This window comes from Granulicella pectinivorans, assembly GCF_900114625.1.
GTDB classification, from domain to species: domain Bacteria; phylum Acidobacteriota; class Terriglobia; order Terriglobales; family Acidobacteriaceae; genus Edaphobacter; species Edaphobacter pectinivorans.
The window spans coordinates 4,342,198-4,368,692 of the sequence record NZ_FOZL01000001.1 but is presented as its reverse complement, the minus strand read 5'-3'; the positions used below and the strand labels follow the sequence as shown (position 1 = coordinate 4,368,692).

The 26,495-nt window shown below is 61.9% G+C and carries 25 protein-coding genes; 21 read left to right on the top strand and 4 right to left on the bottom strand.

The genetic code is table 11. The features are described from left to right. The first annotated feature begins 8 nt into the window (after window positions 1–8). The 7 genes from leuC (at window position 9) to BM400_RS17575 (ending at window position 8,241) form a co-directional block, all read left to right on the top strand. On the top strand, window positions 9–1,436 hold the full coding sequence (gene leuC, locus BM400_RS17605) for a 3-isopropylmalate dehydratase large subunit (RefSeq protein ID WP_089842107.1): 1,428 nt from the start codon (window positions 9–11) through the stop codon (window positions 1,434–1,436). Then, window positions 1,436–2,068, top strand: a complete 633-nt coding sequence (leuD, locus tag BM400_RS17600) for a 3-isopropylmalate dehydratase small subunit (protein ID WP_089841218.1) — start codon at window positions 1,436–1,438, stop codon at window positions 2,066–2,068. Before leuC ends, leuD begins: the two co-directional genes overlap by 1 nt. 36 nt (window positions 2,069–2,104) lie before the next feature. Continuing rightward, window positions 2,105–3,790, top strand: coding sequence for a dihydroxy-acid dehydratase (ilvD, locus tag BM400_RS17595; protein WP_089841216.1), 1,686 nt, complete (start codon window positions 2,105–2,107; stop codon window positions 3,788–3,790). An 83-nt stretch (window positions 3,791–3,873) separates the two neighbouring features. Then, window positions 3,874–5,631, top strand: a complete 1,758-nt coding sequence (gene ilvB / locus BM400_RS17590) for a biosynthetic-type acetolactate synthase large subunit (protein WP_089841214.1) — start codon at window positions 3,874–3,876, stop codon at window positions 5,629–5,631. A gap of 62 nt (window positions 5,632–5,693) precedes the next feature. Then, a complete protein-coding gene (gene ilvN / locus BM400_RS17585; RefSeq protein ID WP_089841212.1) occupies window positions 5,694–6,347 on the top strand; it encodes an acetolactate synthase small subunit in 654 nt (217 codons plus the stop codon). 61 nt (window positions 6,348–6,408) lie between these two features. After that, window positions 6,409–7,434 carry a ketol-acid reductoisomerase gene (gene ilvC / locus BM400_RS17580; RefSeq protein ID WP_089841210.1) on the top strand — a complete coding sequence of 342 codons (1,026 nt, stop codon included), beginning with the start codon at window positions 6,409–6,411 and terminating at the stop codon, window positions 7,432–7,434. Window positions 7,435–7,644: 210 nt separating this feature from the next. Continuing rightward, complete coding sequence (locus BM400_RS17575) at window positions 7,645–8,241, top strand: outer membrane beta-barrel protein (RefSeq protein WP_089841208.1); 597 nt, start codon at window positions 7,645–7,647, stop codon at window positions 8,239–8,241. 310 nt (window positions 8,242–8,551) lie between these two features. Here the strand turns inward: BM400_RS17575 and BM400_RS17570 are convergent, their stop codons facing one another. Then, a complete protein-coding gene (locus BM400_RS17570) occupies window positions 8,552–10,396 on the bottom strand; it encodes a hypothetical protein (RefSeq protein ID WP_089841206.1) in 1,845 nt (614 codons plus the stop codon). Between the two features lie 86 nt (window positions 10,397–10,482). Next, window positions 10,483–11,580, bottom strand: a complete 1,098-nt coding sequence (locus BM400_RS17565; RefSeq protein ID WP_089841204.1) for an energy transducer TonB — start codon at window positions 11,578–11,580, stop codon at window positions 10,483–10,485. 423 nt (window positions 11,581–12,003) lie between these two features. On the opposite strand from BM400_RS17565, the gene galE reads away from it, so the two are divergent. Beyond that, window positions 12,004–12,984, top strand: a complete 981-nt coding sequence (galE, locus tag BM400_RS17560) for a UDP-glucose 4-epimerase GalE (RefSeq protein WP_089841202.1) — start codon at window positions 12,004–12,006, stop codon at window positions 12,982–12,984. A 16-nt stretch (window positions 12,985–13,000) separates the two neighbouring features. Continuing rightward, entirely contained in the window at window positions 13,001–13,579 is a 579-nt protein-coding gene (locus BM400_RS17555; RefSeq protein WP_089841200.1) for a DUF421 domain-containing protein, read from the top strand. Here BM400_RS17555 and BM400_RS17550 read toward each other — a convergent pair. After that, the gene (locus BM400_RS17550; RefSeq protein ID WP_089841196.1) at window positions 13,576–13,770 is read right to left on the bottom strand and encodes a hypothetical protein; all 195 of its coding nucleotides are present in this window, start codon (window positions 13,768–13,770) and stop codon (window positions 13,576–13,578) included. The genes BM400_RS17555 and BM400_RS17550 overlap by 4 nt on opposite strands. 65 nt (window positions 13,771–13,835) lie before the next feature. Between BM400_RS17550 and BM400_RS17545 the strand changes: the two genes are divergently transcribed. Next, entirely contained in the window at window positions 13,836–14,363 is a 528-nt protein-coding gene (locus tag BM400_RS17545) for a DinB family protein (RefSeq protein WP_089841193.1), read from the top strand. A gap of 2 nt (window positions 14,364–14,365) precedes the next feature. Here the strand turns inward: BM400_RS17545 and BM400_RS17540 are convergent, their stop codons facing one another. Beyond that, window positions 14,366–14,812 (bottom strand): hypothetical protein, encoded by a 447-nt coding sequence (locus tag BM400_RS17540; RefSeq protein ID WP_089841191.1) that lies wholly within the window; start codon window positions 14,810–14,812, stop codon window positions 14,366–14,368. A gap of 168 nt (window positions 14,813–14,980) precedes the next feature. Between BM400_RS17540 and BM400_RS17535 the strand changes: the two genes are divergently transcribed. From BM400_RS17535 to BM400_RS17485, 11 genes are all read left to right on the top strand, one after another. After that, window positions 14,981–16,204: a tetratricopeptide repeat protein gene (locus tag BM400_RS17535; protein WP_245781944.1), complete on the top strand. Its 1,224-nt coding sequence runs from the start codon at window positions 14,981–14,983 to the stop codon at window positions 16,202–16,204. Between the two features lie 28 nt (window positions 16,205–16,232). Next, window positions 16,233–16,523, top strand: a complete 291-nt coding sequence (locus BM400_RS17530; RefSeq protein ID WP_089841189.1) for a PspC domain-containing protein — start codon at window positions 16,233–16,235, stop codon at window positions 16,521–16,523. Continuing rightward, a complete protein-coding gene (gene lysA, locus BM400_RS17525) occupies window positions 16,520–17,785 on the top strand; it encodes a diaminopimelate decarboxylase (protein WP_089841187.1) in 1,266 nt (421 codons plus the stop codon). Before BM400_RS17530 ends, lysA begins: the two co-directional genes overlap by 4 nt. A 188-nt stretch (window positions 17,786–17,973) precedes the next feature. Next, entirely contained in the window at window positions 17,974–19,569 is a 1,596-nt protein-coding gene (locus BM400_RS17520) for a TIGR03435 family protein (protein WP_089841185.1), read from the top strand. A gap of 133 nt (window positions 19,570–19,702) precedes the next feature. Continuing rightward, window positions 19,703–20,503: a c-type cytochrome gene (locus tag BM400_RS17515; protein WP_089841183.1), complete on the top strand. Its 801-nt coding sequence runs from the start codon at window positions 19,703–19,705 to the stop codon at window positions 20,501–20,503. Window positions 20,504–20,523: 20 nt separating this feature from the next. Continuing rightward, on the top strand, window positions 20,524–21,000 hold the full coding sequence (locus BM400_RS17510; RefSeq protein ID WP_089841181.1) for a DsrE family protein: 477 nt from the start codon (window positions 20,524–20,526) through the stop codon (window positions 20,998–21,000). Window positions 21,001–21,105: 105 nt separating this feature from the next. Then, window positions 21,106–22,662, top strand: coding sequence for a sensor domain-containing phosphodiesterase (locus BM400_RS17505; RefSeq protein WP_175529093.1), 1,557 nt, complete (start codon window positions 21,106–21,108; stop codon window positions 22,660–22,662). 92 nt (window positions 22,663–22,754) lie between these two features. Continuing rightward, window positions 22,755–23,495: a YebC/PmpR family DNA-binding transcriptional regulator gene (locus tag BM400_RS17500; protein ID WP_089841177.1), complete on the top strand. Its 741-nt coding sequence runs from the start codon at window positions 22,755–22,757 to the stop codon at window positions 23,493–23,495. A gap of 109 nt (window positions 23,496–23,604) precedes the next feature. Further along, on the top strand, window positions 23,605–24,342 hold the full coding sequence (locus BM400_RS17495; RefSeq protein WP_245781943.1) for an acyloxyacyl hydrolase: 738 nt from the start codon (window positions 23,605–23,607) through the stop codon (window positions 24,340–24,342). Window positions 24,343–24,367: 25 nt separating this feature from the next. After that, window positions 24,368–25,288: a glutamate formimidoyltransferase gene (gene ftcD, locus BM400_RS17490; protein ID WP_089841175.1), complete on the top strand. Its 921-nt coding sequence runs from the start codon at window positions 24,368–24,370 to the stop codon at window positions 25,286–25,288. Window positions 25,289–25,432: 144 nt separating this feature from the next. After that, entirely contained in the window at window positions 25,433–26,380 is a 948-nt protein-coding gene (locus BM400_RS17485) for a hypothetical protein (protein ID WP_089841173.1), read from the top strand. The last annotated feature ends 115 nt before the right edge of the window (window positions 26,381–26,495 follow it).

Below are 26,495 nucleotides of genomic sequence, written 5' to 3'. Positions count from 1 at the left end.
TGAGTGAGATGAAGCCGCGCACGTTGTTTGAAAAGGTATGGGATCAGCATCTGGTGGCATCGCCCGCCGGAGAGCCCTCGCTGCTCTATATCGACCTGCACCTCGTCCATGAGGTAACGAGCCCGCAGGCCTTCGACGGCCTCCGTATGGCTGGCCGCAAACTCCGCCGCCCAGACCGCACGGTCGCAACGGTCGATCACAATGTGCCGACTTCAAGCGTGCAGGATCGTCTCGTGATCGCCGACCAGATCGCGTCGCGCCAGATAGACGCCTTGCGCCGCAACTGCGCCGAATTTGGCGTTGAGCTCTACGACGTGCAATCGCGTGAGCAGGGAATCGTCCACATCATCGGACCTGAACTCGGTCTCACCAAGCCCGGCATGACCATCGTCTGCGGCGACTCGCACACCAGCACGCACGGCGCATTCGGCGCTCTGGCCTTCGGCATCGGCACCAGCGAGGTGGAGCACGTGATGGCCACTCAGACCCTGCCGCAGGATAAGCCGAAGACCTTCCGCATCACCGTGGACGGCGATCTACCCTATGGCGTCACCGCCAAGGATATCGTCCTGCACATCATCGGCGAGATCGGCACTGCAGGAGCGACCGGCTATGTCGTCGAGTATGCCGGCTCGGCCATCCGTGCGCTTTCGATGGAAGGCCGCATGACGATCTGCAACATGAGCATCGAGGCAGGAGCTCGCGCCGGCATGATTGCTCCCGATTCGGTGACATATGCTTACCTCGAAGGACGCCGCTTCTCTCCCAGGGGCGAAGCGTGGTCTGAGGCCGTCTCGCATTGGTCCACGCTTGCTACGGACGAAGGCGCAACGTTTGACCGCGAACTCGTCATCGACGCCGCTACCCTGACCCCGACAGTCACCTGGGGCACCTCTCCCGGCATGGTCACCGGTATCGGTTCGACCGTACCTCTCGCCGACCCGAATGCCAGCGAGGCCGATCGCAAAGGCTTCGAGCGCGCCCTGGAATACATGGATCTCAAGCCAGGCACGCCGATGGAAGAAATCGCCATCGACCGCGTCTTTATTGGTTCCTGCACCAATGCCCGCATCGAGGATCTACGCGCGGCGGCCAAGCTGATTGAAGGCTACCACGTTGCGACGACCGTCTCCGCAATGGTCGTCCCCGGCTCACAATCCGTGAAGGCACAGGCCGAAAAAGAAGGTCTCGACATCGTTTTCAAGACCGCTGGCTTCGACTGGCGCGAGCCCGGATGCAGCATGTGTCTCGGTATGAATCCAGATATCCTCGCACCCGGCGAGCGTTGCGCTTCCACCTCGAACCGCAACTTCGAAGGCCGCCAGGGACGCGGTGGACGCACCCATCTCGTCAGCCCGGTCATGGCTGCCGCCGCCGCCATCGCCGGTCACTTTACCGATGTCCGCAAGTGGGAGTTCAAGGGAGGTTCGCGCTAATGATCGCCATCAACACACTCACCTCCATCGCCGCGCCGCTCGATATCTCAAACATCGATACCGACCAGATCATTCCAAAGCAGTTCCTCAAGCGCATCGAGCGCACAGGCTATGGCGAGTTTCTCTTCTTCGACTGGCGCCGCATTCAGGAAGGTCCCGATACCGGCAAGCCCGACCCGTCGTTCGCGCTGAACGCCCCGGAATACGCGGGGGCCAAGATCCTGATTGCGGGCAAGAACTTCGGCTGCGGCAGCTCACGCGAACATGCCGCCTGGGCCCTTACGGATTTTGGCTTTCTTGCCGTCATCGCCCCTAGCTTTGCCGATATCTTCTTTTCGAACGCCGGCAAGAACGGCATGATCCTCGTCCGTCTCTCGGAAGAGGACGTGAACCTCTTGACGCATCGCAGCCAGACGAATCCTAAGCATACGATCACAATCAACCTTGAGGCCCAAACCGTCACCGACGACCAGGGCTTCTCCGGCACCTTTGAAATCGATCCCTTCCGTAAGTACTGTCTGCTGAACGGACTCGACGACATCGGCCTCACCCTCCGCCACGAAGCCGAACTCGACGCCTTCGAAAGCAAACACGATGCCGCCTTCTGGTCCGCGCCCCGCGTCACGGCATAAGCAACACAAAAAGTCACAAAATAAGAAAAGGACGACATGAACCCGAAGAAGTATTCAGTTCCGTTGACGGAAGGTCCCAGCCGGGCCGCAGCGCGCTCTTACCTGCGCGGAGTGGGTTTCTCGAAGGAAGATCTGCACAAGCCCATCATCGGCGTAGCCAATACCTGGACCGAGATCGGCCCTTGCAACTTCCATCTGCGGGATGTTGCCGCAGCCGTCAAGCAGGGCATCCGCGATGCCGGCGGAACGCCGATGGAGTTCAATACCGTCACCATCTCGGATGGCATCACGATGGGCACCGAAGGCATGAAGGCCTCGCTGATCTCACGTGAGGTCATCGCCGACTCCATCGAACTCGTCGCGCGCGGCAATCTCTTCGACGGCATCGTCTGCATCGCTGGATGCGACAAAAACATGCCCGGCACCATCATGGCCATGGCGCGCCTCGACATCCCCGGCATCATGCTTTACGGCGGATCCATCGCCCCAGGCCGCCTCGCGCAGCCGGATGGCACCCACAAGGACATCACCATCCTCAACGTCTTCGAAGGCATGGGCTCGCACGCCGCCGGCAAGATCAACGACGAGCAACTCGAGGCGCTCGAAGCCGCTGCCTGTCCCGGTCCTGGCGCATGCGGTGGACAGTTCACCGCCAACACCATGGCGATGGCCGGCGAGTTCCTCGGCATCTCGCCCTTCAACCTCACAGGCGTCCCCGCGATGTCGGCGGAGAAAGCCTCGGCAAGCCGCGAGGCCGGCCGCATGATCCTCGACCTCTGCAGGAACGACATGCGCCCCTCGAAGATCCTTACGCGCCAGGCCCTCGAGAATGCCATCGTCGCCGTCTGCGCCTCCGGTGGCAGCACTAACGCTGTCCTGCACCTCATCGCCATCGCCCGCGAACTCGGCATCCCGCTCGACATGAACGACTTCGACCGCATCTCCGAGCACACGCCCTTCATCTGCGACCTCTCTCCCGGCGGCAAGTACGTCGCCAAGGATTATCAGGATGCAGGCGGCAGCCGCTTACTCGCAAAGCGTCTGCTGGAGAAAGGCCTCATCTCCGGTGACAGCATCACGGTCTCCGGCAAGACCCTCGCCGAGGAGGCTGCCGAAGCCGTCGAAACCCCAAACCAGCCCGTCATCCGCACCTGGGATAACCCGCTGAAGCCTACCGGTGGCCTCGTCATCATGAAGGGCAATCTCTCGCCCGAGGGCTCGGTCATCAAGGTCGCCGGACACGAGCGCATCTTCCACCAGGGCATCGCACGCGTCTTCGATTCGGAAGACCTCTGCCACGCGGCCGTTGAAGCCGGCAAGATCAACCCGAACGACGTGCTCGTCATCCGCTATGAAGGTCCCAAGGGAGGCCCCGGCATGCGCGAGATGCTCGCCGTCACCGCGGCGATCAAGGGTATCCCCGAACTCTCCGAGACGGTAGCGCTCCTCACCGACGGCCGCTTCTCAGGAGCCACGCGCGGCCTCATGTGTGGACACGTTGCTCCGGAAGCCTTCCTCGGTGGCCCCATCGCCGCCGTGCACGAAGGCGACTTGATCACCTTCGACATTCCCAACCGCGAGCTTCGTCTGGAAGTTGCACCCGAAGTCATCGCCGAACGCCTCTCCACATGGAAGGCTCCGGAGCCCCGCTACAAACGCGGCGTCTTCGCCAAGTATGCGAACTCCGTCAGCAGCGCCAGCGAAGGTGCAATCACCACATAGGAACGAGAGGCGCGGCGATGATGCTGCGCCTCCACCAACCGGACAAAGTGTAACCAAGCAGGGAACGTATTCAAGGAGGTCGTATGGCAGACACAATTGATAAAAACCATCCGCAGTTGACGGGCGCAGAGATACTTTGGGCAACCCTCGAAGGCGAGGGTGTCACCACTGTATTCGGCTACCCAGGCGGCGCTATCCTGCCCATCTACGACGCTCTCCGCAAGTTCCCCATCCACCATGTCCTCGTGCGTCACGAGCAGGGCGCGGCCCACATGGCCGACGGCTTCGCGCGCGCCTCTGGACGCGTTGGCGTTTGCATGGCGACCTCCGGGCCCGGCGCGACCAACCTAGTCACCGGCATCGCCACCGCCATGCTGGACTCGATTCCCATCGTCTGCATCACAGGCCAGGTGTCGTCCAAGGTCCTCGGCTCCGACGCCTTCCAGGAGGTCGACATCACCGGCATCACCCTGCCGATCACCAAGCACAACTTCCTCGTGACCCGTGCCGAAGACATTGCCCCCACCGTGCGCCTCGCCTTCCAGGTCGCGACCAGCGGGCGCCCCGGCCCCGTACTCGTCGACATCACCAAGGACGCGCAGCAGGGGACCGCACCTTACTCCTTCGAAGCGGCCGCTCCTGAAGCTGCGCGTCCCCACCCCATGCTCCGCGCTACCTCCGGCTCCATCCACGAAGCCATCGAGTTGATCGCAGCCGCAAAGAAACCTGTCATCCTCGCAGGCCATGGCATCACGCAGTCGGGAGCCGAAGCCGAGGTGCTCGCCTTCGCCGAACGCCAGCAAATCCCTGTGGCTTCCACCCTCCTCGGCCTCGGAGCTTTCCCCACCTGGCATCCGTTGTCCCTCGGCATGATGGGCATGCACGGCGAGTCCTGGGTCAACCAGGCCATTCAGCAGTCCGATCTCCTCATCGCGCTCGGCATGCGTTTCGACGACCGCGTCACGGGCAACCTCGCGCACTACGCGCCGCATGCGAAGAAGATACACGTCGAGATCGATCCGTCCGAGATCAACAAGAACGTGCGTGCCGATGTAGCCCTCATCGGAGACCTGAAGGCCGTACTCACGGGCATCCTGCCGGAACTCCCGCAAAAGCGCGACGCAAGCTGGATCGCTGCCGTTAACGCCATGAAGGGTGACGCCGCCGTCCGCGACATCATCAATCTTCCCGACAACGGTCACCTCTACGCCGCGCACGTCATCCACGATATCTGGCGTGAAGCGGTTGCTGCCGGTCGCGAAAAAGAAACAATCATCGTGACCGATGTCGGCCAACACCAGATGTGGGAGGCGCAGTACTTCAAGCACGACGCTCCTCGTTCGCTCGTCACCTCGGGAGGCCTCGGCACCATGGGCTTCGCGCTTCCGGCGGCCATTGGCGCAAAGGCGGCATGTCCAGACAAGGACGTCTGGGTCATCGCCGGGGATGGCGGCTTCCAGATGACCGCCTGTGAGCTGTCGACCATCATGCAGGAGGGCCTCGCGATCAACATCGCCGTCATCAACAACGGCTTCCTCGGCATGGTCCGGCAGTGGCAGGAGGCCTTCTATGACAAGAACTACTCCGCGTCGCCGATCCTCTCGCCTGACTTCGTCATGCTTGCCGGTGCTCACGGGATCGCCGGTGCTCACGTCTCTGAGCGGAAGAATGTAACCCCGACGGTCACAAAAGCAAGAACCTCCGGCAAGCCGTTCCTGATCAATTTCCAGGTCGAGAAGGAAGACGGAGTTTACCCCATGATCGCTCCGGGCGCTGCGCTGCATGAAATGGTACGCAGGCCGCAGGCTGATCCCCTCCTCGAGACGGCCGAGGACGAGTAGTTCTGAACGAAGGCGTTTCAGAGAACAATGAACACTGCGTCCAGAGAATTCAGAAAGGTTCTATGCTCCACACATTCGTAGCACTGGTTCAAGACAAGCCCGGCGTCCTCACTCGCGTAGCCTCGCTCTTCCGCCGCCTGAACATCAACATCGTCTCCCTCACCGTAGGCGAGTCCGAGCGCACCGACGTCTCCCGCATGACCATCGTCTGCGAGGCCCCGGACACCGCCGCGCACCGCATCCGCGCCTCGCTCTATAAGCTCGAGATCACCGTCGACATCGACGAAGTAGGCCGTTCCGAAGCCGTCATCCGTGAGCTCTGCCTCATCAAGGTAGCCGCCGGCCCCAAGACGCGCTCGCAGATCTTCGAGCTGGCCAATGTCTTCCGCGCACGCGTCGTCGATCTCGCCCCCGAGTCCATCATGCTGGAAATGACCGGAGCCGCCTCGAAGATTGAGGGTCTCGTTCAAGTCCTGCGCGAGTCCGAGTACGAGATACTGGAAGTGTCGCGCACCGGTCGCATGGCCATGCGCCGCGGCTTCCACACCAGCCGTGTCCTCAAGGCCCTCGGCTCGGCTCCGCCCAAACAGACGGTGCCCGACTTCGGGACGAAGCCTGAGCCCGACGAGATTCTACCCAACGAGTTTGCCGATGTTCACGAGGAAGAAGAGTACGACGTGACCGAGGCAGTGGACGACCACGGCGAAGAGGGCTGATCGCGCCTCCACCGCACCTAGAATTTTTCACCAACCAAACGAAAGAAGAGAACACAAGATCATGGCAAAGGCTTATCACGACGCAGACGCAGACCTCTCACTCATCCAGGCGAAGAAGGTCGCCATCATCGGCTATGGCTCGCAAGGCCACGCCCACGCTTTGAACCTGAAGGATTCAGGCGTTGAGGTCCGCGTAGGTCTCCGCGAAGGCAGCCCCTCCATCGAGAAGGCGAAGCTCGCCGGCCTCGAGGTCTCCACCGTCGCCGAAGCCACCAAGTGGGCCGACGTCATCATGAACCTGACGCCCGACCAGACTGCGGCGAAGGTCTACCATGCCGACATCGAGCCGAACCTCGCTCCCGGCAAGACCCTGATGTTCGCGCACGGCTTCAACATCCGCTTCCGCACCATCACGCCCCCGACCAACGTCGACGTCTCGCTCGTAGCTCCCAAGGCTCCCGGCCATCGCGTGCGCGAGGTCTTCACCGAGGGCGGCGGCGTCCCGGGCCTCGTAGCGGTCGAGCAGGATGCCAGCGGCAATGCGCTCGCCCTCGCTCTCTCCTACGCCAAGGGCATCGGCTGCACCCGCGCCGGGGTGCTCGAGACCACCTTCACCGAAGAGACCGAGACCGACCTCTTCGGCGAGCAGGCTGTCCTCTGCGGAGGAACCGCCGCTCTCGTCAAGGCTGGCTTCGAGACCCTGACCGAGGCTGGCTACCAGCCTGAGCTCGCCTACTTCGAGGTACTCCACGAGCTCAAGCTCATCGTCGACCTCATGTACCGCGGTGGCCTCGAGTACATGCGCCACTCCATCTCGGACACCGCCGAGTGGGGGGACTATGTAGCCGGACCCCGTATCGTCACGGCTGACGTCAAGAAGGCCATGAAGGGCCTCCTCAACGACATCCAGGATGGCACCTTCGCGAAGAAGTTCATCGAGGAGAACGAGACCGGCCGCCACGAGTTTGCCCGCATCCGCAAGGAAGAGGCCGCTCACCCGATCGAGACGGTCGGCGCCGAGCTGCGCAAATCTATGCCGTTCCTAAGCCCTGTCCGCGTGAAGGATGGAGCGGTTGTCAAGGCCTAGTTTTGGCTGCAAGAAGGAAGGGGAGCGGATCGTCCGCTCCCCTTTCGTGAGTTTTCTGCCTCGCCGAAGGGGAAAATCTCCCGGCAGGTTACAATCAATGCAAGCGGTTTAGTTGCATGGTGCGTCCAATGAGTGGCGCTTTCCTGTCGGTCCTTCGCGGACGGCCGGTCCGAGCGTATTCCGCGCGAGACTTTGAGGGGTTTTGAACGAATGAAGAAGATGATGTTGTTGGGTGCGCTCCTGCTTTCGGCCTCGGCCGCGTTTGCCCAGGAGAGCCGGCAGGATGTCAGTATCAGCGGAACCGCTCTCTGGGGTCCGAATGTGAACGGAAACGCCGTGCAGATGTACACGACCGTGACCACGGGTATTCTGGCCAGCTACCGGTATATGCTTACGCCGCACAGCGCGCTGGAAGGCAACTACCAGTTCTCGCAGGATTCAACCAGGTATGTGATCAGCTCGCTGCCCAATGGGCGAGTCCACACACGCAACCAGGAAGTGACGGCTGCGTACGTGTACAGCTTGAACTTCCGCAATTTCAATCCGTTCGCTGAAGTCGGCGTGGGTACGATCTTTTTCTCGCCCATCAAGGACTACGGGACGACGCTGCTGGATACCAAGCGGACGACCTCGATCGGCGCGCTCTTCGGCACCGGTCTGGCCTATGAACTCAGCCCCAGCTTCGACGTGCGCGTGGAATATCGCGGCATGCTCGTGAAGGCTCCGAACTTCGGTCTGGACAACTTCAAGACTGGCAGGTACGAGTTCGTTTCGACCCCCGCGCTTGGTCTCGCCTACCACTTCTAAGAAGCCATAACCGGTACGACACAGAAGCCCCGGCTGCCGGGGCTTCTGTGCGTTTAAGCCAGATCTCGATGGCCCGCCGTCGCCGGAGGTGCCAAACGGTGTCCAAGGCGGAACACCGGTTTCTCGATGAGGCATAGCTAACCAGCAAAGTCTACGGAGCCGACAGCGTATAGAGCCATGCGGACTGCTCTTGGGAACTGCACGAGTGTAGTCCCACTCTAAGAGCCCCTGACAGCAGGGCAGGGAAGCGCGAGGCAAACAAAACGGGATGAGCCGAAGCTCATCCCGTAGTTTTAGCCATCCCCCTAGGCTACTGGGCGGGCGGTGTCGCGGTCCCTGTTGCCGGAGCTGCACCAGCAGGTGCGGTCGTATCGGCTGGCGGCGGAACGGGCGTCCCAGCCGGTGCTGCAGGAGGCTCAGGTGCCTTGTAGTAGGAGAGCTTCAGGTAGACCGGAGCGACCTCGAAGGGCATCTTGTCCGGGGCACCCAGAATCGGCTCGATCGCCGTGTGCATGGCGATCACCTTATCCGACCAGGGATCGAAGCGGAGGAAGCTTGCCAGCGGCATCGCAGCCACCTGCTTGTTGTCCGCCATGTTCAGCTTGCCGCCCTTGGCCAGCAGAGTCTGCATCCAGAAGGTATCGTCCGAGTCCGAGCGGACAAGGGCATCGCCGATCACAGGCTCGTTCAGGCTCTTCAGATTCTTGACGCGCTCCTGCAACTGCGCCAGGTAGAGCCCGAAGTACTTCTGCCCGTCAACCAGTTCCTTGGCGTTCAGCAGCTCGATGGCCTTTTTCGCAGCAGCAGTATTGTCCGCCAGGGTGTGGTGCATCGGAATGCGCTGGAACACCGAGGTTGTGGGGAAGAGCAACCGGTCGTTGAAGGCAAACTTCGTATCGAGCCGGTGGCCGAGGATAATGTGCGCAATCTGGAATGCGAGGATCGCATTCAGGTTGGCAGTCTGCTGAGCACCATCCGCTGTGATGACGGCGGTGGTATCGAGCAGGGACTTCGAGATAATGATGGTGTTGCCAACCGCCAGGCTTTCGAGCGGCTCGGTCAGCAGCGTGCGGCAGCGGATCGGGGTCGAAACGGTGATGTTGTTGTAAACAAGGATGTTGTTCGCCAGTGCTTCAAGCGTCTTGTCGAAGTCGGAAGGCGCGTCGAGCAGACCGGCCTGGAACAGGCGGTCAAGCACGTTGTCCTCCGCCTGCTGCACCCAGGCGCGCTGTGCGCCGAGTGGGCTGACATCCTGCGCGTCGTTCGAAACATCGGTCGCTCCGACCACCTCTTCGGTCGCATTCTCGGCGCTGGCTGGCGGAAGCTTCAGCGAATAACCCCAGATGTGGTTGATCGCCTTGAATTTCAGGCTGTTCGTCTGGCTCTTGGGATCGCTCTCTTCCACGTAGAAGGAGGTCGGCAGCCACAGACCGGGCTGCGCATTGGTGCGCCAGCTATCGAAGTGATACCAGAACTTGTTCTGCTCGTCGCTTCCGGCAAAGTCGCCATTGAAGCGAACCACGTTCCCCTCGCGCGTCTCGATCCAGATGCGGCCGAAGAAGCGTCCTGCCGCCTTCTTGCCGGAGATCGGCGTGACATCGAATACCGCCGTTGGGATCGTGCCTAGGAAATCGTTACGAACATAGGTAAAGGTGTAGTGCTGACGGTCGAAGTCGTTCGAGTCCATCAGGATCATCTGTACGAAACCGGCCTCATGGAACGTAAGGCGCAGAGCACCGGAAAGACCGGTCATGTAACCCAGGGAATGCTTGAAAAAGCCGAGCTTACCGCCCGTCTTCTGTGCGGCGTTGCCCGTGTACTTCTCGTACGGCGCATCGCCGATGATCTTGCCGAACTCGACGCGGCCCAGGAAGTGCTGATCGGACTCCGGCGCCTGCAGCAGAAGCGGATCGGGCCGCATGTTCTGAATGTAGGTCTCGACGATGGGAGCGCGCTCCTTCACCAACTTGACGATGGCCTTTTCGCGCACGATCGCCTTGTCGATCAGAATGTTCTGGCTCGCCGTGGGCTTCTGCCCAGGGTTCTCCATTTCCTTCTTTTTCTTCTTGAAGATGGGATCGGCCATGGCCGGAAGAGTCATTGCGGCGAATGCCGTAAGAAGAAGACCGGCGGTGAACTGTTTGCGTAGATTCATGTGTTTACGGCTCCCGGTGTTGTTGGTGCGTCCCACCCTAAATATGTCCATTGTTACGTATACGTGGCGAAACTGCCAGAAGATGTTCAGCCAGCCAACTGAAATACGACATTGACTCGGCCTTCCCAATCGACAGGATGGCCCGAGGAATCGGTTGCAGGTTGAAAGCGGGTGGCTTCGACGGCCCGGCGTGCGGACTCATCGAGTCCGTGCCCCAAACCGTTGGTGACGCCGAGTACGGTAACGGCGCCGGTCGCCGATACACGAAGACTGACCGTGACGGTCCCTTCGATATGCTGGGCCCGGGCCTCAGCCGTATAATCCGGCCTCGGCTTGAAGACAACCTTCGGGCCGGTGCGTACCGGCCCTTGGGCAAGAGTCGGCACCTTCGCAGAGGCAATCTGCGGCGGATTGCCCAGGTTGACGCCTGCCACGGCAGCGTTCCTGCCCGTCGAGTTCAGTTCCCCCGTTCCACCAGGACGGCCAAGCGGGACGCCCTGCACAGCACGGACCCCATTCCCTGCCGTGTTCTGGCTACCGGCCGAACCGTTACCCAGATTCACCACAGCCGAGCGAGGACCCGCGCCCGTATTCTTGGCGTTCATGCCGGGCATACCGGCGTTGCCGAGGTTGACGGCCGCCGTCGCCGGACGGTTCGAAACGGCAATGGGGTTATTCGGATTGCCAAGCGCGACCGCTGTGGGGCGCGGACTGTTGTTCACCACCGAAGCCGCTTCAGGATGGGCCAGATTTACCACTTTAGGCGCAGCCGGTGGAGTTACGAGCTTAGGCGGGGCCGGCTTGTTGATCGGCACCGGCTCGTTCATCTTGATGATCGGAACCTTCGGAGGCTCGGGAAGGGGAACCTCCGCCACATGAATCTTCGGCGGATCGACCGGCGGAGGAACCTTGGGAAACTTCGGTGGAATGATCTTGGGCGGAATCGGCTTCGGTTCCGGCGGAATCGGCACGGGGGCCACCAACTCCGTCACCCGCATCTTGGTTTCGATGGTCTTCTTGGTCGCTGCGCCGATGATGACGATCACAAGAGCTAGAAGAATGTTTACCGTGATGGAGAAAAGCAGCGAACCTTTGCCCTGGTTTCCTGCATTCAGGACACCGAAGTCCTTGAACGCCGGGCGGTTGAGTCGCTGGTCATCGTCGGTCTGGAGCGGCTTTGGCATGGTCGGGGATATCCTTGGAAAAGCGGGGCGCTCTCCGAGCGCACAATGGAGACGATTTAGTGCGACGATACCAGAAACATAGGCGAAACACGACGAAGTTCGTCCTATCTTCAAGATACCGCGCGTACAACATCACGAGTGCCTGCGCCCAGGATGTGCAAGTGAGCACCGCAACGGTACTCAGGCGAAACGCCCAAAAATCACCACCACGGTATCTTGGACGCCCAGATGCGGCTTTGGGTTGGAGAACCGCGGTCGAATCCATCTCGACACAAGCATGGGACGGGTGGTGCGCCAGGAAGTTTACTCGGGCGGCATCTCCGAAATCAGTTCGACTGGTAGTTTGGTAGTGGTGAACTAAGTGATTTTGATCGGCATCTCGATCTTCCTATCTATATTATTTTCAAGGCTCTCGGAGGGCATTTGAACGTTCTCGTAACTGGTGGTGCTGGGTATATCGGCGGAACTGTGGTTCGTCTTCTCCTCGCCGGCGGACATAAGGTCACAATTTTTGACAATCTGAGCCATTCCAAGCGCTCCGCCGTGGCCGAAGGCGCGACTTTTGTCCACGGCGAACTGGCCGACAAGGAATGTGTGCTCAAGACCCTCCGTGAAGGGGCCTTTGACGGCGTGCTGCACTTTGCCGCCCTCATCGAGGCCGGCGAGAGCATGGTGGTTCCCGAGACCTTCTTCCGAAATAACACGGCAACCACCCTCACTCTGCTTGAGGCGATGCTCGAAGTCGGTCCCCGGAGACTCGTCTTTTCCTCCACGGCAGCCTGCTACGGCGAGCCCGAAAAGACCCCGATCCTCGAAGATGCCAAGCTCGAACCGACCAACGCCTACGGCGAAAGTAAACTTCTGGTCGAACACATGCTCCGCTGGATGAACAAGATCCACGGGTTCCGCTACGCCAGCCTCCGCTACTTCAACGTCGCCGGGGCCATTGAAGGATACGGTGAGGCGCACGAGCCCGAATCGCACATCATCCCGCTCATCCTCGATGCCGCCATGGGACGCAGAAAGAACATCAAAATCTTCGGTCAGGATTACCCCACCAAGGACGGCACCTGCGTCCGTGACTACGTGCATGTCAAAGATCTCGCCGACGCCCATCTCCTAGCCCTTGGTGCCCTCACCGACGACACCAGGCCCAGCCGCATGATCTACAACATCGGCACCGGTACAGGCTTCACCGTGCGCGAGGTCATCGACGCCGCCCGCCGCGTGACCGGCAAGGACTTCCCCGTGGAAGAGTGCCCTCGTCGCGATGGCGACCCGGCTGTTCTGGTCGCGGGTTCGGACAAGATCAAGTCCGAGCTGGGCTGGAACCCCACATCCGGCGATCTCGATACCATCCTCACCAGCGCTTGGAAGTGGCATCAGATTCGCTATGGATCCTAGTTAGACGGAGTTCGCCTTGTTCGAGAGTATGTTCCATCTGCATCTGCCGATCCTTGAGAAGATCATCCGGCCGATCATCGTCTACCTCTGCCTCATCGTCTTCCTGCGCCTGTTCGGCAAGCGCGAGCTGGCGCAACTCAACCCCTTCGACCTCGTCGTCCTGCTCAGCCTCTCGAACACCGTGCAGAACGCGATCATCGGCGACGACAACTCGGTCTCCGGCGGCATCATCGGTGCCTTCGCCCTTCTGGCCGTGAACTGGGTCCTCATGCGCGTGCTCTTCAAGATGCCGAAGCTGAATCAGGCGCTGGAGGGTTCGGAGACTGTGCTCATCCGCAACGGCGTTCTCGACCGCGAGGCCATGCGCAAGGAGACGATGACCGAGCTCGAGATGATGGAGGTCCTGCACAAGCAGGGCATCGGCCGTATCGAGGATGTGGAGCGCTGCGTGCTCGAACCGAACGGAAACTTCTACGTCGAGGCCCGGACCCCTTCGGTCCAGGATGCCGAGCGTGCCGAGCTCATGCGCGCCGTGGACACCCTCACCCGCGAGGTCAAGGCGTTGCGGGCCGAACTCACCGCCCGTTCCGGCTAAGCCTTGCCCGAAGGCTGAATGTCCCGCAGAGCCTTCTTCAACCTCTCTGGCTGCACCGGCAGTTGGACGTCCTTCAGAGCCGCCCGATACCCTCCGGCATAGATCGAGTACATCACGGCGAGCGCGCAGCCGACCCCGAAGACGAATCCGAGAAAAAAACCTACAACGCTCCACCAATAGAAAGACGACATAAGGCTCAGGATACCAGCGTGGATTTTGGCTGACGGAGATGCTCCGGATGCTGTAACCTCCCGGGATGCATGAAGTTCTGCGAAAACTCCAGCGAGAACTATCGGATGGGCTCAGCGGCCTCACCGCGGAGCAGACCCAGATGCGCCGGTCGCCGGAGGCCTGGAGCATCCAGCAGATCGTCGAGCATCTCCTCCTCACCCATGAGTCCACCGCAGCCACCTTCGAGACGCGCGTGCAGAAGGGAACACCCACACAAGCCAGCGCCTCCCTGCAGCAGAGGGCCGCGCAGTTCGTCGTGACGACCCTCGGCATCTTCCCCAAGGGCCGCCTCGCTCCGGAGAGGGTCATGCCCCCCGACCCCACCGTGCGTCCTCTCTCGGCCATCGAGCTCAACGCCCGCATCGCGGAGGTGCTCTTCCCCATGGATGCCGCAATGACCCAGGCCGAGCAACTCTTCGGCCTCAAGAAGCGCTCGGTAAGCCACGCCATCCTCGGCCCCATGAGCGTCTACCAATGGCGATTCTTCCACTTCGTCCACGGCGAACATCATCTCCGGCAGATTCTCGCTACCCGCCGCGTCTTCCAGATCTAAGCTTACGACCGGCTCTCCTCCAGCCCGCCCCCCGGTTGCGCTGGATCCTCCGGATGGTCGTCCACCACCCGCAGATACCGCCTCATGTAGCGCAGCGGCTCCTCGGCAACGGCCAGCTCACGCAGGTGATAGCGCCAAACATCGTCCCGCGCTGTTCGCCGCGTATAGCCCTTGCGAGTAACGGTACCGATCGTCCCATCGGCCTTGCGCCTCTGGAAGGTCTGGGTCGGAACCTGGAATGTAATCTGCTGGCCAGCCTTCCAAAAGTGTTGGGCGAACTCATGAGAAAACAGAAGCACATAGTAGCGCCGCTCCTCCGAGAGCGTCTTCAGGGCGTTCTGCGGGTTCGACCACGGCAGGCCGAGTCGGGTGAGGTACCACTTACGGAACTCGAACCCGTTGGCGCGAGCCTGGCCAACGAGCAGTTGCAGCAGTTCAAGCTTGGTCATAACGGTTGATCGCTCCTGGGAAATACTCGGATTTGGACCCAGATGAGTGGATGAAAACGATTCAGTCGATTTGCATGCGGAGTCCGAAGAGGACACGTCAAAAGGATATAGTCTTTGTGGGCCTCGCCCGCGGAACGGTTTTTGAAACCATCAGAGGATACTAAGGGCATGATGAGCGGTCTGGCACGCGCGGTTCGTTGCACGATAGGGATGCTGTGCCTCGGGACGGTCTGTGCATGCGCGCAGAAGCCGGAGGTCGCCCACACCGATCCCCTCAATCTCGACCCCCAGGTGCGGGACGCATACGAGCACTTCTACAACCTCGACTACGACGGCGCTCTCTCCCGCTTCGAGGTCGTCCAGAAGGCTCACCCCAACGAGCCCATGGCCTACAACTACCTGCTCATGGTCACTATCTTCCGCGAGCTCTACCATCAGGACCTCCTCGACACCACCTACTACGCGCACGATTCGTTCCTCACCAGCAAACGCACCGTCTCCATCCCGCAGGCCACGCGCGACCGCATCGAATCGCTGACGAACTCTGTCATCACCCTCAGCGACGCGCGCACCAAGGCCAACAACCAGGATAAGAACGCTTTCTTCGCGCGCGGCTATGCTCGTGGACTGCACGCTGCCTTCATCACCCTCGCCGACCACAGCTACGCCTCGGCGGCTCGCCAGGGCTACGCGGCACGCGGAGACAGCGAGCAGGCCCTCAAGATCGACCCCCAGTACGCGGACGCCAAAATGGCCATCGGCATCCAGCAGTTCGCCGTCGCCAGCCTTCCCCGCTTCGTGCGTCTGGTCGTTGGCATCGTAGGCGTAGGCGGCAACAAGGAGAAGGGAATCGAGCTGCTCAGGGATTCCGCCGCGCATGGCGTGGTCACCCGCGTCGAGTCCCGCACCACGCTCTCGCTCTTCCTCCGCCACGACGCCCGCTATCCTGAAGCCCTCGCCGTCCAGCACGGCCTCGCCGTCGAGTTCCCGCACGACTACCTCTTCCGCCTCGAAGAGGCCAATCTTTCCAAGGACGAGGGCATCGGTCCTAAGGCCATCGACGTCTACAAGGCCGTGATCGAGGATGCCAAGAAGCCCGGCTACTTCACTGACCCACGCCTCCAGATGGCCTACTTCGGCCTGGCCGACACGCAGCGCGGACAGAACCTCATCCAGGACGCCGCCGAAAACTATCTCCTCGCCGCCAACCAGCCCAACTGCAGCGACTGGCTCCGCAAGCGCGCCCAGATGAACGCCGGCATGATGCTCGATCTCCTCCACCGTCGCGACGAAGCCATCAAGCAATACAAGCTCGCAGCCGGCCCCGGCGAGGACCAGACCCAGGCCGACGCCGCCCGCAAGTACCTCAAAACCCCCTATACCGGGAAGTAAGCGATTTACAATCAACTTGGAGGAAACCATGCCTTTCCACTGGGTCCCACAATTCATCGCCGAGACCGAACGTATCTTCACCACGAAGCCGAAGGGGACCGGGAAGATTCTCCGCCCCCGCCACCCGCGCGTCATCGCTGGTGTCTGCTCCGGTATCGCCCAGTACTTCGGATGGGACCTGGCGACCCTCCGTATCCTCGTCGCGGTCTTCACCGTAGCGTCCAGCGGCTTCCTCATCCTCGCCTACGCAGCCGCCTGGGTCATCATCCCCGAAGGCCAATACGCTCTACCCGCAGATGCGAGGGCAACAAAGTCTTGATCGAATCACGTCCGTTTGTCTATCAGAAGCGCCGTCTTGTCTGCGGCGAGGTCGACCTCACCCAACTGGCGGAAGAGTACGGCACCCCACTCTACGTCTACTCCGCCGACCAGATCCTCTACCGCCTCGGCCTCTTTCAGGAAGCCTTCTGGGGCCGTCCCTCGACCATCTGCTACGCCGTCAAGGCCAACTCATCCATCGCCATCCTGCGTCTTCTCGGCGAGGCCGGTGCTGGCTTCGACATCGTCTCCGGCGGCGAGCTCGAACGCGTCCGCAAGGCCCACAAGCCCGCCCTCAAGCGCGTCGTCTTCTCCGGCGTCGGCAAGCAGGTCGAAGAGATCGATGTCGCCCTCAAAGCCGGCATCCTCATGTTCAACGTCGAGTCCGAGGCCGAACTCGGCCTCCTCGCCGCCCGCGCCGAAGCCCTCGGCAAGACCGCCCGCTTCGCCCTCCGCGTCAATCCCGATGTCTTTGCCGAGACGCACCCGTACATCTCCACCGGCCTGAGCGCCCACAAGTTCGGCATCGCCATCACCGAGGCTCGCCGTATCTACAAAAAGACCCTCAAGTCGAAGTGGCTCGATGCCGTCGGCGTCAGCGTTCACATCGGCTCGCAGATCCGCTCGGTCGAGCCCTTCCAGGCCGCCCTCGAGCGCGTTCTCGCCTTGGTCGCCGAGCTTCGCAAAGACGGTCACGACATCCAGTACGTCGACGCCGGTGGCGGTCTAGGCATCGACTACGGCACCGGGAGCTTCGACGCCGCCGCGCAGGTAGCCAAGTATGCCAAGGCCTTGGAAAAGGCGCTGGCCGACGAGCCGGCCCACCTCCTTCTTGAGCCCGGTCGCTTCCTCGTAGCCCAGGCCGGAGCCCTGCTCACCAAGGTCCTCGTCGTCAAGAAAAACGGCGACAAGACCTTCGTCATCACCGACGCCGGCATGAACGATCTCATCCGCCCCTCGCTCTACCAGGCCCATCACGAGATCGTCCCCGTCAGGCAGCCATCGGCCTCCGCCGCAACCGCCCCGGTTGACATCGTAGGTCCGGTCTGCGAGTCCGGCGACTTCTTCGCCCGCGACCGCAAGTTGGCAAAGGTCAAGGAAAGCGACCTCGTCGCGATCCTCGACGCCGGAGCCTACGGCATGACCCTCAGCTCCAACTACAACACCCGCATGCGCCCCGCCGAGATCCTCGTCGAAGGTCCGGAGGCCCGGCTCATCCGCCGTCGCGAAACCATGCGCGACCTCCTCGCCCCGGAGCTATAAACCGCCACGAATCCGGGTGCCCACATCTCGCTTCCGAGATGTGGGCACCCCGCGCCCCCGAATCTTTTTACGGGCACTCAACTCCCATCGCGAAATTTTTATCGTACAAGCGTTAACCACTCTTCCCGTCGAACGTTAACCTATGTAGTATTCGGCAATAGGGTCTTTGCTCTCCTCTTGAGGTCGTCATGAAGCGTGCATTCGCGTCGTTGTCTCTCTTCGCCATCCTCGCCGCCTCTTCCCTGGCGCAGACCGCGAAGACCTTCGTCATCGCCGACGTCCATCCCAGCCCCTACACCACCCAGCCCTTCATGCACGGCAACTCGATCCAGGGCGATCGCTACTTCCTCACCCAGGCCACCATGCTCGATCTCGTCGCCACCGCCTACGGGGTCGACAACAACAACGTGCAGGGCGGTCCACCCTGGCTGGAGCTCGACCGCTTCGACATCCGCGCGAAGGTCCCCGATGGCACCAAACCCGACGACGTCAAGCCCATGCTGCGCGCCCTACTCGCCGACCGCTTCCACTTGGTCGTTAAGAACGCGACCGCTCCCATGCCAGCCTATGTTCTCTCGGTGGCAAAATCCAAAATGACCGAGTCCGAATCTACCGGCGACGGCTCCTGCGTCCCCCAGCCCCCACCCCAAAATTCCCCCGCCGGGACCGTCCCACCCATCGTCGTCATCTGCAAGGGCGTGGCGATGCCTGAGTTCGCCCACATCCTCCGCAACTTCTCTGGCGGCTACTTCGGCGATAACCCCGTAGTCGACGGCACCGGCCTCAAAGGCAACTACGACTTCACCCTCAGTTGGACCTGGAAGGGCGATCTCGGAAAGGCCGGCAAAGACGGCATCACCCTCTTCGACGCGGTCGACAAGCAGCTTGGTCTCAAGCTCGACCTCAAGACCGCTCCGCGTCCCGTCTTCCTCGTCCAGAGCGTCGAGAAGATCCCCACCCCCAACCCCGCCAACATCGCCGAAGCTCTTCCCGAGCCTCCTCCTCAGCCCTTCGAAGTCGCGACCATCAAGCCCAGCGCACCCGACGAAAAGTCCTTTGGACGCATCACCGGAGGCCAGATCCAGGCCAACGCTCTACCGCTTATGTTCCTCGTCAACTTCGCCTGGGATCTCAACCCCAACAATAAGGAGAGCCTGGTCAACGCGCCCAAATGGCTCGAAACCGCCAAGTTCGACATCAACGCCAAGGCCGGCGCCAACGTCCGCGTCGACAAGTTCGCCGGGCAAACCCTCATCAACTTCGAAGACCTGCGCTCCATGCTCCGCGCCATGCTCACCGAGCGCTTCCAGATGAAAACCCACATGGAAGAACGCCCCGTCACTGCCTACACCCTCGTCGCCGCCGGCCCCAAACTCAAACCGACCACTGACCCCACCGAGCGTACGAAGTGCAAGGAGGGCCCCGGCCCGGATGGCAAGGATCCCCGCATCGCCAGCCCCATCTTGAACCGCCTCCTCACCTGCCAGAACATGACCATGGCCCAGATCGGCGACGAACTCCAGCGTGTAGCCAACGGCTACATCTACAACCCCGTCATCGACAGCACCGGCCTCAAAGGGTCCTACGACTTCACCCTCAGCTTCAGCTCCGCCGATAAGGTTCAGCTCACCGCCGGAGCCGACGCGTCCAGCGCCGACCCAAGCGGAGCGCTCTCCATCTTCGACGCCGTCAACCGCCAGCTTGGCCTCAAGCTCGAAAAGACTAAACGCCCCTACCCCGTCCTCGTCATCGACAGCATGAGCGAAACCCCCACCGAAAACTAAGAACCGCCACAAAATCGGGTGCCCCACAACCTGCCCTGAGCTTGTCGAACGGGTCTCGCTTCTGACATGTGGGTTCGTCCTCGCCGCGAACTCTCACCGGAAACCCATACGATATCCTTTCTCAGAGCCCCCAATGAGAAAGCCCTCTCTCACCGTCGCGATCATCGCCTGTACTGGGGCCGTCTACGCGGCGATCATCCTCATCGGCACCCATCTCTCCCCCTCCGCTCTCTCCCGCCTCGACATCTGGCCCGCCCCCCTCAAATCCCGCATCTGGCATCCCACCCCGACCCCCTCCACCGTCGCTTATGGACAGGCCCTCTTCAACGAGACCCCCGTCTACGCCGCCCGCTATACCCAGAGCCGCATCGCCTGCGCCAACTGTCATCTCCAGGGCGGCATCGCCCCCTACGCCTCCCCCGTCGTGGGCATCGTCCCGTCGTTCCCCTGGTACAGCAAACGCAACGGCCGCAGGATCACCCTCGAAGAACGCATCCAGGAGTGCATGACTCGCTCCGAAAACGGCCAGCCCCTCCCCCACGACGGCCCCGAGATGCGCGCCCTCCTCGCCTACATCAACCGCCTCTCCGAGCCCCACACCACCGAGGCGAAATTCATCGGACGCGGCCTCGAACCCCTGCCCATCCTCACCCCCGACCCCATCCACGGAGCCCGCATCTACGCCTCCCAGTGCGCCGGCTGCCACGGAACCAACGGAGAGGGAACCCGCCGTCCTTTCCCGCCCCTCTGGGGACCCAACGCCTTCAACGACGGAGCTGGCATGAACACCATCGAGAAGATGGCGCCGTTCATCCACTACAACATGCCCCAGAATCGCAAGGGCATCCTCTCCGTGCAGGATTCCTACGACGTCGCCGCCTTCATCCACGCCCAGCCCAGGCCCGCCTACAACCACGCGTATGATCGGTTCTAATCAAACATTCTAGGAGCACCATGAAGAAGCGTTCTTTCCTCCTCCTCGCGTCCTGCCTGATGTTCTCCCTCGCGCACCTCGCCTCCGCCCAGGCCACCCCTGCTCCCGCCGCCGCACCCGAGCGCCCCAGCCTCGCCTCCGGACGCGCCCACCACGTCGTCTTCGCCGTCACCTCCGGTGACCCCATCGACTGGAACATGACCCTCGGCAACATCCGCAACCTCGTCGCTCAGCTCAAGCCCGACGTCACCGAAGTCGAAGTCGTCGCCTACTCCCAGGGCCTCAGCATGATCAAGCAGGGCTCCGTCGTCGCCGCCGAGATCGCCGCCCTCCAGGAAAAGAGCGGCGTCAAGTTCGTGGCCTGCCAGAATGCTATGCGCTTCCAGCACGTCGAAGCGAAGGATCTCCTCCCCGGCGTGGGCCAGGTCCCAGCCGGCATCATCGAGGTCGTGACCAAGCAGGAGCAGGGCTGGTCCTACATCAAGGGCGGTCGCTAAGCCAGGGCAACGGATGAGCGCAAGGCACCCGGGCCCATCACAGCCCTGTTCACCGCATCGATAAAATCAGCAGCTCCTTATTACGCCATGGGCTACAATCTCGCCATGGTTGCCGACGCTCTCCGCGTGCGTTCCGCGCTGGACAACGGCGAATTTGTGCCATTTTTTCAGCCCGTCGTTGACCTCCGCTCCGGCTGCATCAAGGGCTTCGAGGTCCTCGCGCGCTGGAACGACCCCGTCTCCGGCATCATCCCGCCCGACCTCTTCATCCCCGCCGCCGAACGCGACGGCTGGATCTCCGATCTCACCATGGAGCTTCTCCGCACCGCCTTCCGTGCCGTCGACGACCTTCCCTCGCCCGTCCGTCTCTCCGTCAATCTCTCTGCGGGCCAACTGTGCGACCCCGCCCTCCCTTCCCAGATCGCCGCAGTAGCCGGAGCAGCGGGCTTCAGCCTCGACCGCCTCAGCCTGGAACTCACCGAGAGCGCTCTCGTCCGGGATATGGAGAGCGCCCGTGCCATCGCCCACGACCTCAAAGCGCTCGGCTGCAAGCTCTCCCTCGACGACTTCGGAACCGGATTCTCCAGCCTCCTCAGCCTGCAGGCTCTCCCCTTCGACATCCTCAAGGTCGATCGCAGCTTCGTCTCCTCCATGACCGTGAATAAGGAGAGCCGCAAGATCGTCGCCATGGTCGTCGGCCTCGGGCAGAGCCTCGGTATCGCCACGGTCGCCGAGGGCATCGAGACCGAGGAGCAGGACCAGATGCTCCTCTGGCTCGGATGCGACTACGGCCAGGGCTGGAACTACGGCCGCCCCGTCCCCGCCAGTGCGTTGCTCGACTCCTACTTCTCCGTGCGCCCCCGCCGGAAGCACGAGGGCCTACACCCAAAACGCTCTCTCAGCATGTTCGACGTGCCCCCCGCCACGCGCCTCGCCCAGCTCCGCGCCATCTACGATGGAGCCCCCGTCGGCCTCGCCTTTCTCGACCACGAAATGCGTTACGTCACCCTGAACAAGAGGCTCGCGGAGATGAATCGGGTGCCGGTGGAGGCGCATCTCGGAAACACCCTCGAGACCATGTATCCGGGCCTCTTCCAGATCATTGGAACCAACATCCGCCAAGCCCTCGCCGGGGAATCGGTCGTTGAGATGGAAGTCAATACGCCTCTCGATGGTCAGTTCCACGGCAGATCGTTCTTGCTCTCCTGCGAACCCGCACGCGACGAGGTCGGTGACGTGGTGGGCGTCTCGCTCGCCGTGGCCGACGTCACCGCCGTCAAGCAGCTCGAACGATCGCGCCTCGAGGTCCAGGAGCATATGCGTCACATGCTGGATCTCAACCCCCAGATCCAGTGGGTGTTGGATGAGCACGGCGGAGCCGTCGAGGTCAGCCGCGAGTGGAACGACACCACCGGCACCGGGACGGAGTCATGGCGCGGCTGGGGCTGGCTCGACGCCCTCCACCCCGACGACGCCCCAAAAGCCCGGGAGAACGTCCTCGCCTCCATCGCCAGCCGCCAGCCCATGGACGTCAAATATCGTGTCCGCGCTGACGGCGGCGACTGGGTCTGGAAGCGCGCCCGGAGCTGGCCCCGCTACGACGCCGAAGGCAACGTACCGTTCTGGTACGGCGTCCTGGAGGATTGCGAGCCGGATGCCTAGGCTGTCTCGGACATCCCCTGCGTGCTAAAATCACAGGGTTGTAACGCTCTGTGCGTTACCGTTTCAGCTCAATTCAAGCTTTGGGGTACACCATGTCCGGCCATTCAAAATGGGCGACGATTAAGCATAAAAAGGGCGCGCTCGATGCCAAGCGCGGCAAGATCTTTACGCGTCTCATCAAGGAAATCACCATTTCCGCCAAGCAGGGTGGAGGCGATCCCGACGGTAACCCCCGGCTGCGTGGTGCCATCGCTGCCGCCAAGGCTGAAAACATGCCCGCCGACAATATCAAGCGTGCCATCCAGCGCGGTACCGGTGAACTCGAAGGCGTCAACTACGAGGAGATCACCTACGAGGGCTACGGCCCCGGCGGTGTAGCCGTCATCATCGACGTCCTGACCGACAACAAGAACCGCGCCGTCTCCGAGATCCGTCACGCCTTCACCAAGAACGGCGGAAACCTCGGCGAAGCCAACTCCGTCTCCTGGATGTTCTCGAAAAAGGGCGTCATCGTCATTGCCAAGGACGCCGCCAGCGAGGACAGGATCACCGAAGTCGTCCTCGACGCCGGTGCCGAAGATCTCTCCGACGAAGGCGACAACTGGGAGGTGCTCTGCGATCCCAAGGACTACGAGTCCGTGACCGAGGCCCTCAAGACCGCCAAGATCACCCCCGAACACGCCGAGGTCACCAAGATCGCCTCGACCTACACCAAGCTCGAAGGCACCCAGGCCAACGCCATGGGCCGCCTCCTCGAAACCCTCGAAGACCTCGACGACGCGCAGAATGTTTACTCGAACTTCGACTTCGATGAAGCGCCGGAAGAAGACTGATCATCTCTTGATAAGCTGTGCGATGCCGCCGGCGAACCTGTCCGGCGGCATCGCTTTTTCCCCTCTGCCAACGCATCGAAACCCTGTTGCCTGCGGGCCTGGAGTCATCTTGTCTCTTTCTCTGAACGTACGAATCTGGGTAGCGGCGCTCGCCATGGCGGCGGCAACCACCGGCGCGGCAAACGCACAGGCGCCCGCAGCTGTTACCAATGCCCTCGAAAGCAAGCAGCTCCCTTGGGAGATCGGCGGCATCGTGCAGGGCGGCAAGGGCGTCACGGACAATCGCGACGACTTCAAATTCATCATGGCCGGCATCCACGCCGGCAAGGTCCTCACCGACCCCCATGGCTCCGGCTTCCTCAACGGTCGATTCGAGTACGCGGTCGAGGTCTTCCCCTTCTGGCAGTCCTATACCCCCACCTTCCAGCGCGCCAACTGCGTCCCCACCTCGAACCCCGCCGTCATCAGTTGCTCCCCCCTCTTTACCACCGGCGGAACCTACACCGGAGCCTCGGTCACGCCCATCATCCTCCGCTGGAACTTCAAGGGCACCGGCAAGCTCGTGCCGTGGGTGCAGGCCGCCGGCGGTCTCCTCTGGACCAACCACAAGTACCCCGGCTTCGGTTCGCCCATCCTCAACCTCGGCAACGACGGCCCTAACACAGAGGCCAGCGTGTTCAACTTCACGCCGCAGGGTGGCATAGGCCTCCACTACTTCATCAAACCCAATCGTTCCATCGACTTCGGAGCGAACGCCGTCCATATCTCGAGCGCCAGCCTCGGCGACAAGAACCCCGGTGTCAACGCCAGCGTTCAATTCAACGTGGGATACACATTCTGGAAGTAAGCTCGACCTCGCATCTGCTCCAACTATGAATCCAGACGCCATCATCGAATGCGTACCGAACTTCTCCGAAGGCAACGACGAACGCGTCGTCCGCCGCATCGTCTCAGCGATGCGCGTCGACGGGGTGAAGCTCCTTGACTGGTCCTTGGATCAGGCGCATAACCGCTCCGTCGTCACCATCGCCGGTCCCGCCTCCGCAGTCATTGAGGCGGCGGTGCGCGGGGCCGGCATGGCCGCGCAACTCATCGATCTCACCCGCCAGAATGGCGTCCATCCCCGCATCGGCGCCGCCGACGTCGTCCCCTTCGTTCCCGTCAGCGGCATGTCCCTCGGTGAAGCGGCGATGCTCGCCCGTCAGGCCGGCCTCGAAATCTGGAAGCGCTACGGTGTTCCGGTCTACTTCTATGAGGCCGCCGCCACCCGCCCCGACCGCATCCGTCTCGAAGACGTCCGCCGCGGCCAGTTCGAAGGCCTCCTCGAGGCCGCCCACAAGGACTCCACCCGCCGCCCCGACGTCGGTGGTCCCGAAATCCACCCCACCGCAGGAGCCAGCGCCGTCGGAGCACGCAGCTTCCTCATCGCCTACAACCTCTATCTCGACCAGCTCGACATCACCGCCGCCCGCGCCATCGCCCGCGACGTAAGAGCCTCAAACGGAGGCCTCTTCGGCGTCAAGGCCATCGGTGTCCTCGCCAACGGCCGCGCTCAGGTCAGCATGAACATCACCAACTACCGCATGACCTCCATGCCCCGCGTCTACGAGATGGTCGAAAATCTCGCCAGGAAGAATAAGGTGCGGATCGACGGCGCGGAACTCATCGGACTCATCCCGGAGGAGGCCTTTGAGCCGGATTCCGAATGGGTACGTCAAATAAGCGGGTTTATTCCCGAGGAGAAGGTGTTGGAACGCAAATTACACCATCCTATGGATTGGCCTACGCTCTAGCTTTGGTGACAATTCACCCCTCGTCATCCGTCTCCGGCAAAACCCCGTCCGGCGCCATCAAACCGATGGTGCCTCCGGGACGTACGAACTGTATTGAATTCAGCTTTTCCGCCGATATACTGATCTGGCGGAAGGAGAAATAACATGAAGTTTGGAAAAATGAGTTTGGTGGCCGGCCTCGCAATGGCGTTGACTCCCGTCCTGGCGAACGCGGCACAGTTGAGCGGTGACGCAAAGTCGGCCCTGCCCAAGGACGTCATTCAGGTCATCGTCGTCGACTACCGCGCGATGCAGAACTCGCCCGCGGCCATGAACCTGAAGGATCGCGTCCTTCCGCCCGAGCTCAAGAAGCTCGAGACCGCGCTCAAGAGCTCCGGCCTCAAGGTCGACAACGACGCCGACACCCTCGCCTTCGCGTCCTTCCGCGCCAACGGCGAGGGCACCCGCATCGTCGGCATCGCGCAGGGCCAGTTCCACACCCGCGAGATCATGGCGAACTTCGTCAAGACCAAGACCAAGACCACCACCGTGCGGAACAATACCGTGTACCCCATGGGCGCATCCGGCCTCAGCGTCGTCTTCCTCAACCAAACCACGATGGTCTTCGGCGATCGCGATGCCGTAAAGGCCGCGCTCGACGCCCGTGACGGTGTCGCCCCCAACTTCCTGCAGAACGGCGACATGGTCACCGAGATGAGCCAGGTTGACTCCAAGGCAGTCTGGAGCCTCCTCGATCAGAAGGGCACGCAGACCATGATGAAGAGCGTGCTCGGCGACGCCGCCCAGCTCGCCGACTACGACACTGTCCGCAACCGCATGAAGAGCTCCCGCTACACCATGGACTTTTCCAACGGCGTCCACTTCGACCTCACCGTCGTCACCAGCGACACCCTCACCGCAGCCACGGCCGCGACCCTCATGAAGGGCGTAGCCATCATGCGCAAGACGCAGGGCTCGCCGCTCGAGAAGACGGCGATCGACGCCACCACCATCGAATCGAACTCCGGCTCGATTCAGGTTGCCTACGCCTCCTCCGACCAGCAGTTCTCGAGCCTCCTCAGCTCGCCCCTGTTCCAGTCCGTCGTCAAGTAACACAACCCTGCTGTAAAACGGGCGGCCTTCGGGTCGTCCGTTTTGTTTTGTGAGAGCCGTTAGGACCTTCTAACCCACACGCCCCGTGCATTGGCCCCTAACCTGCTTTCCTCTC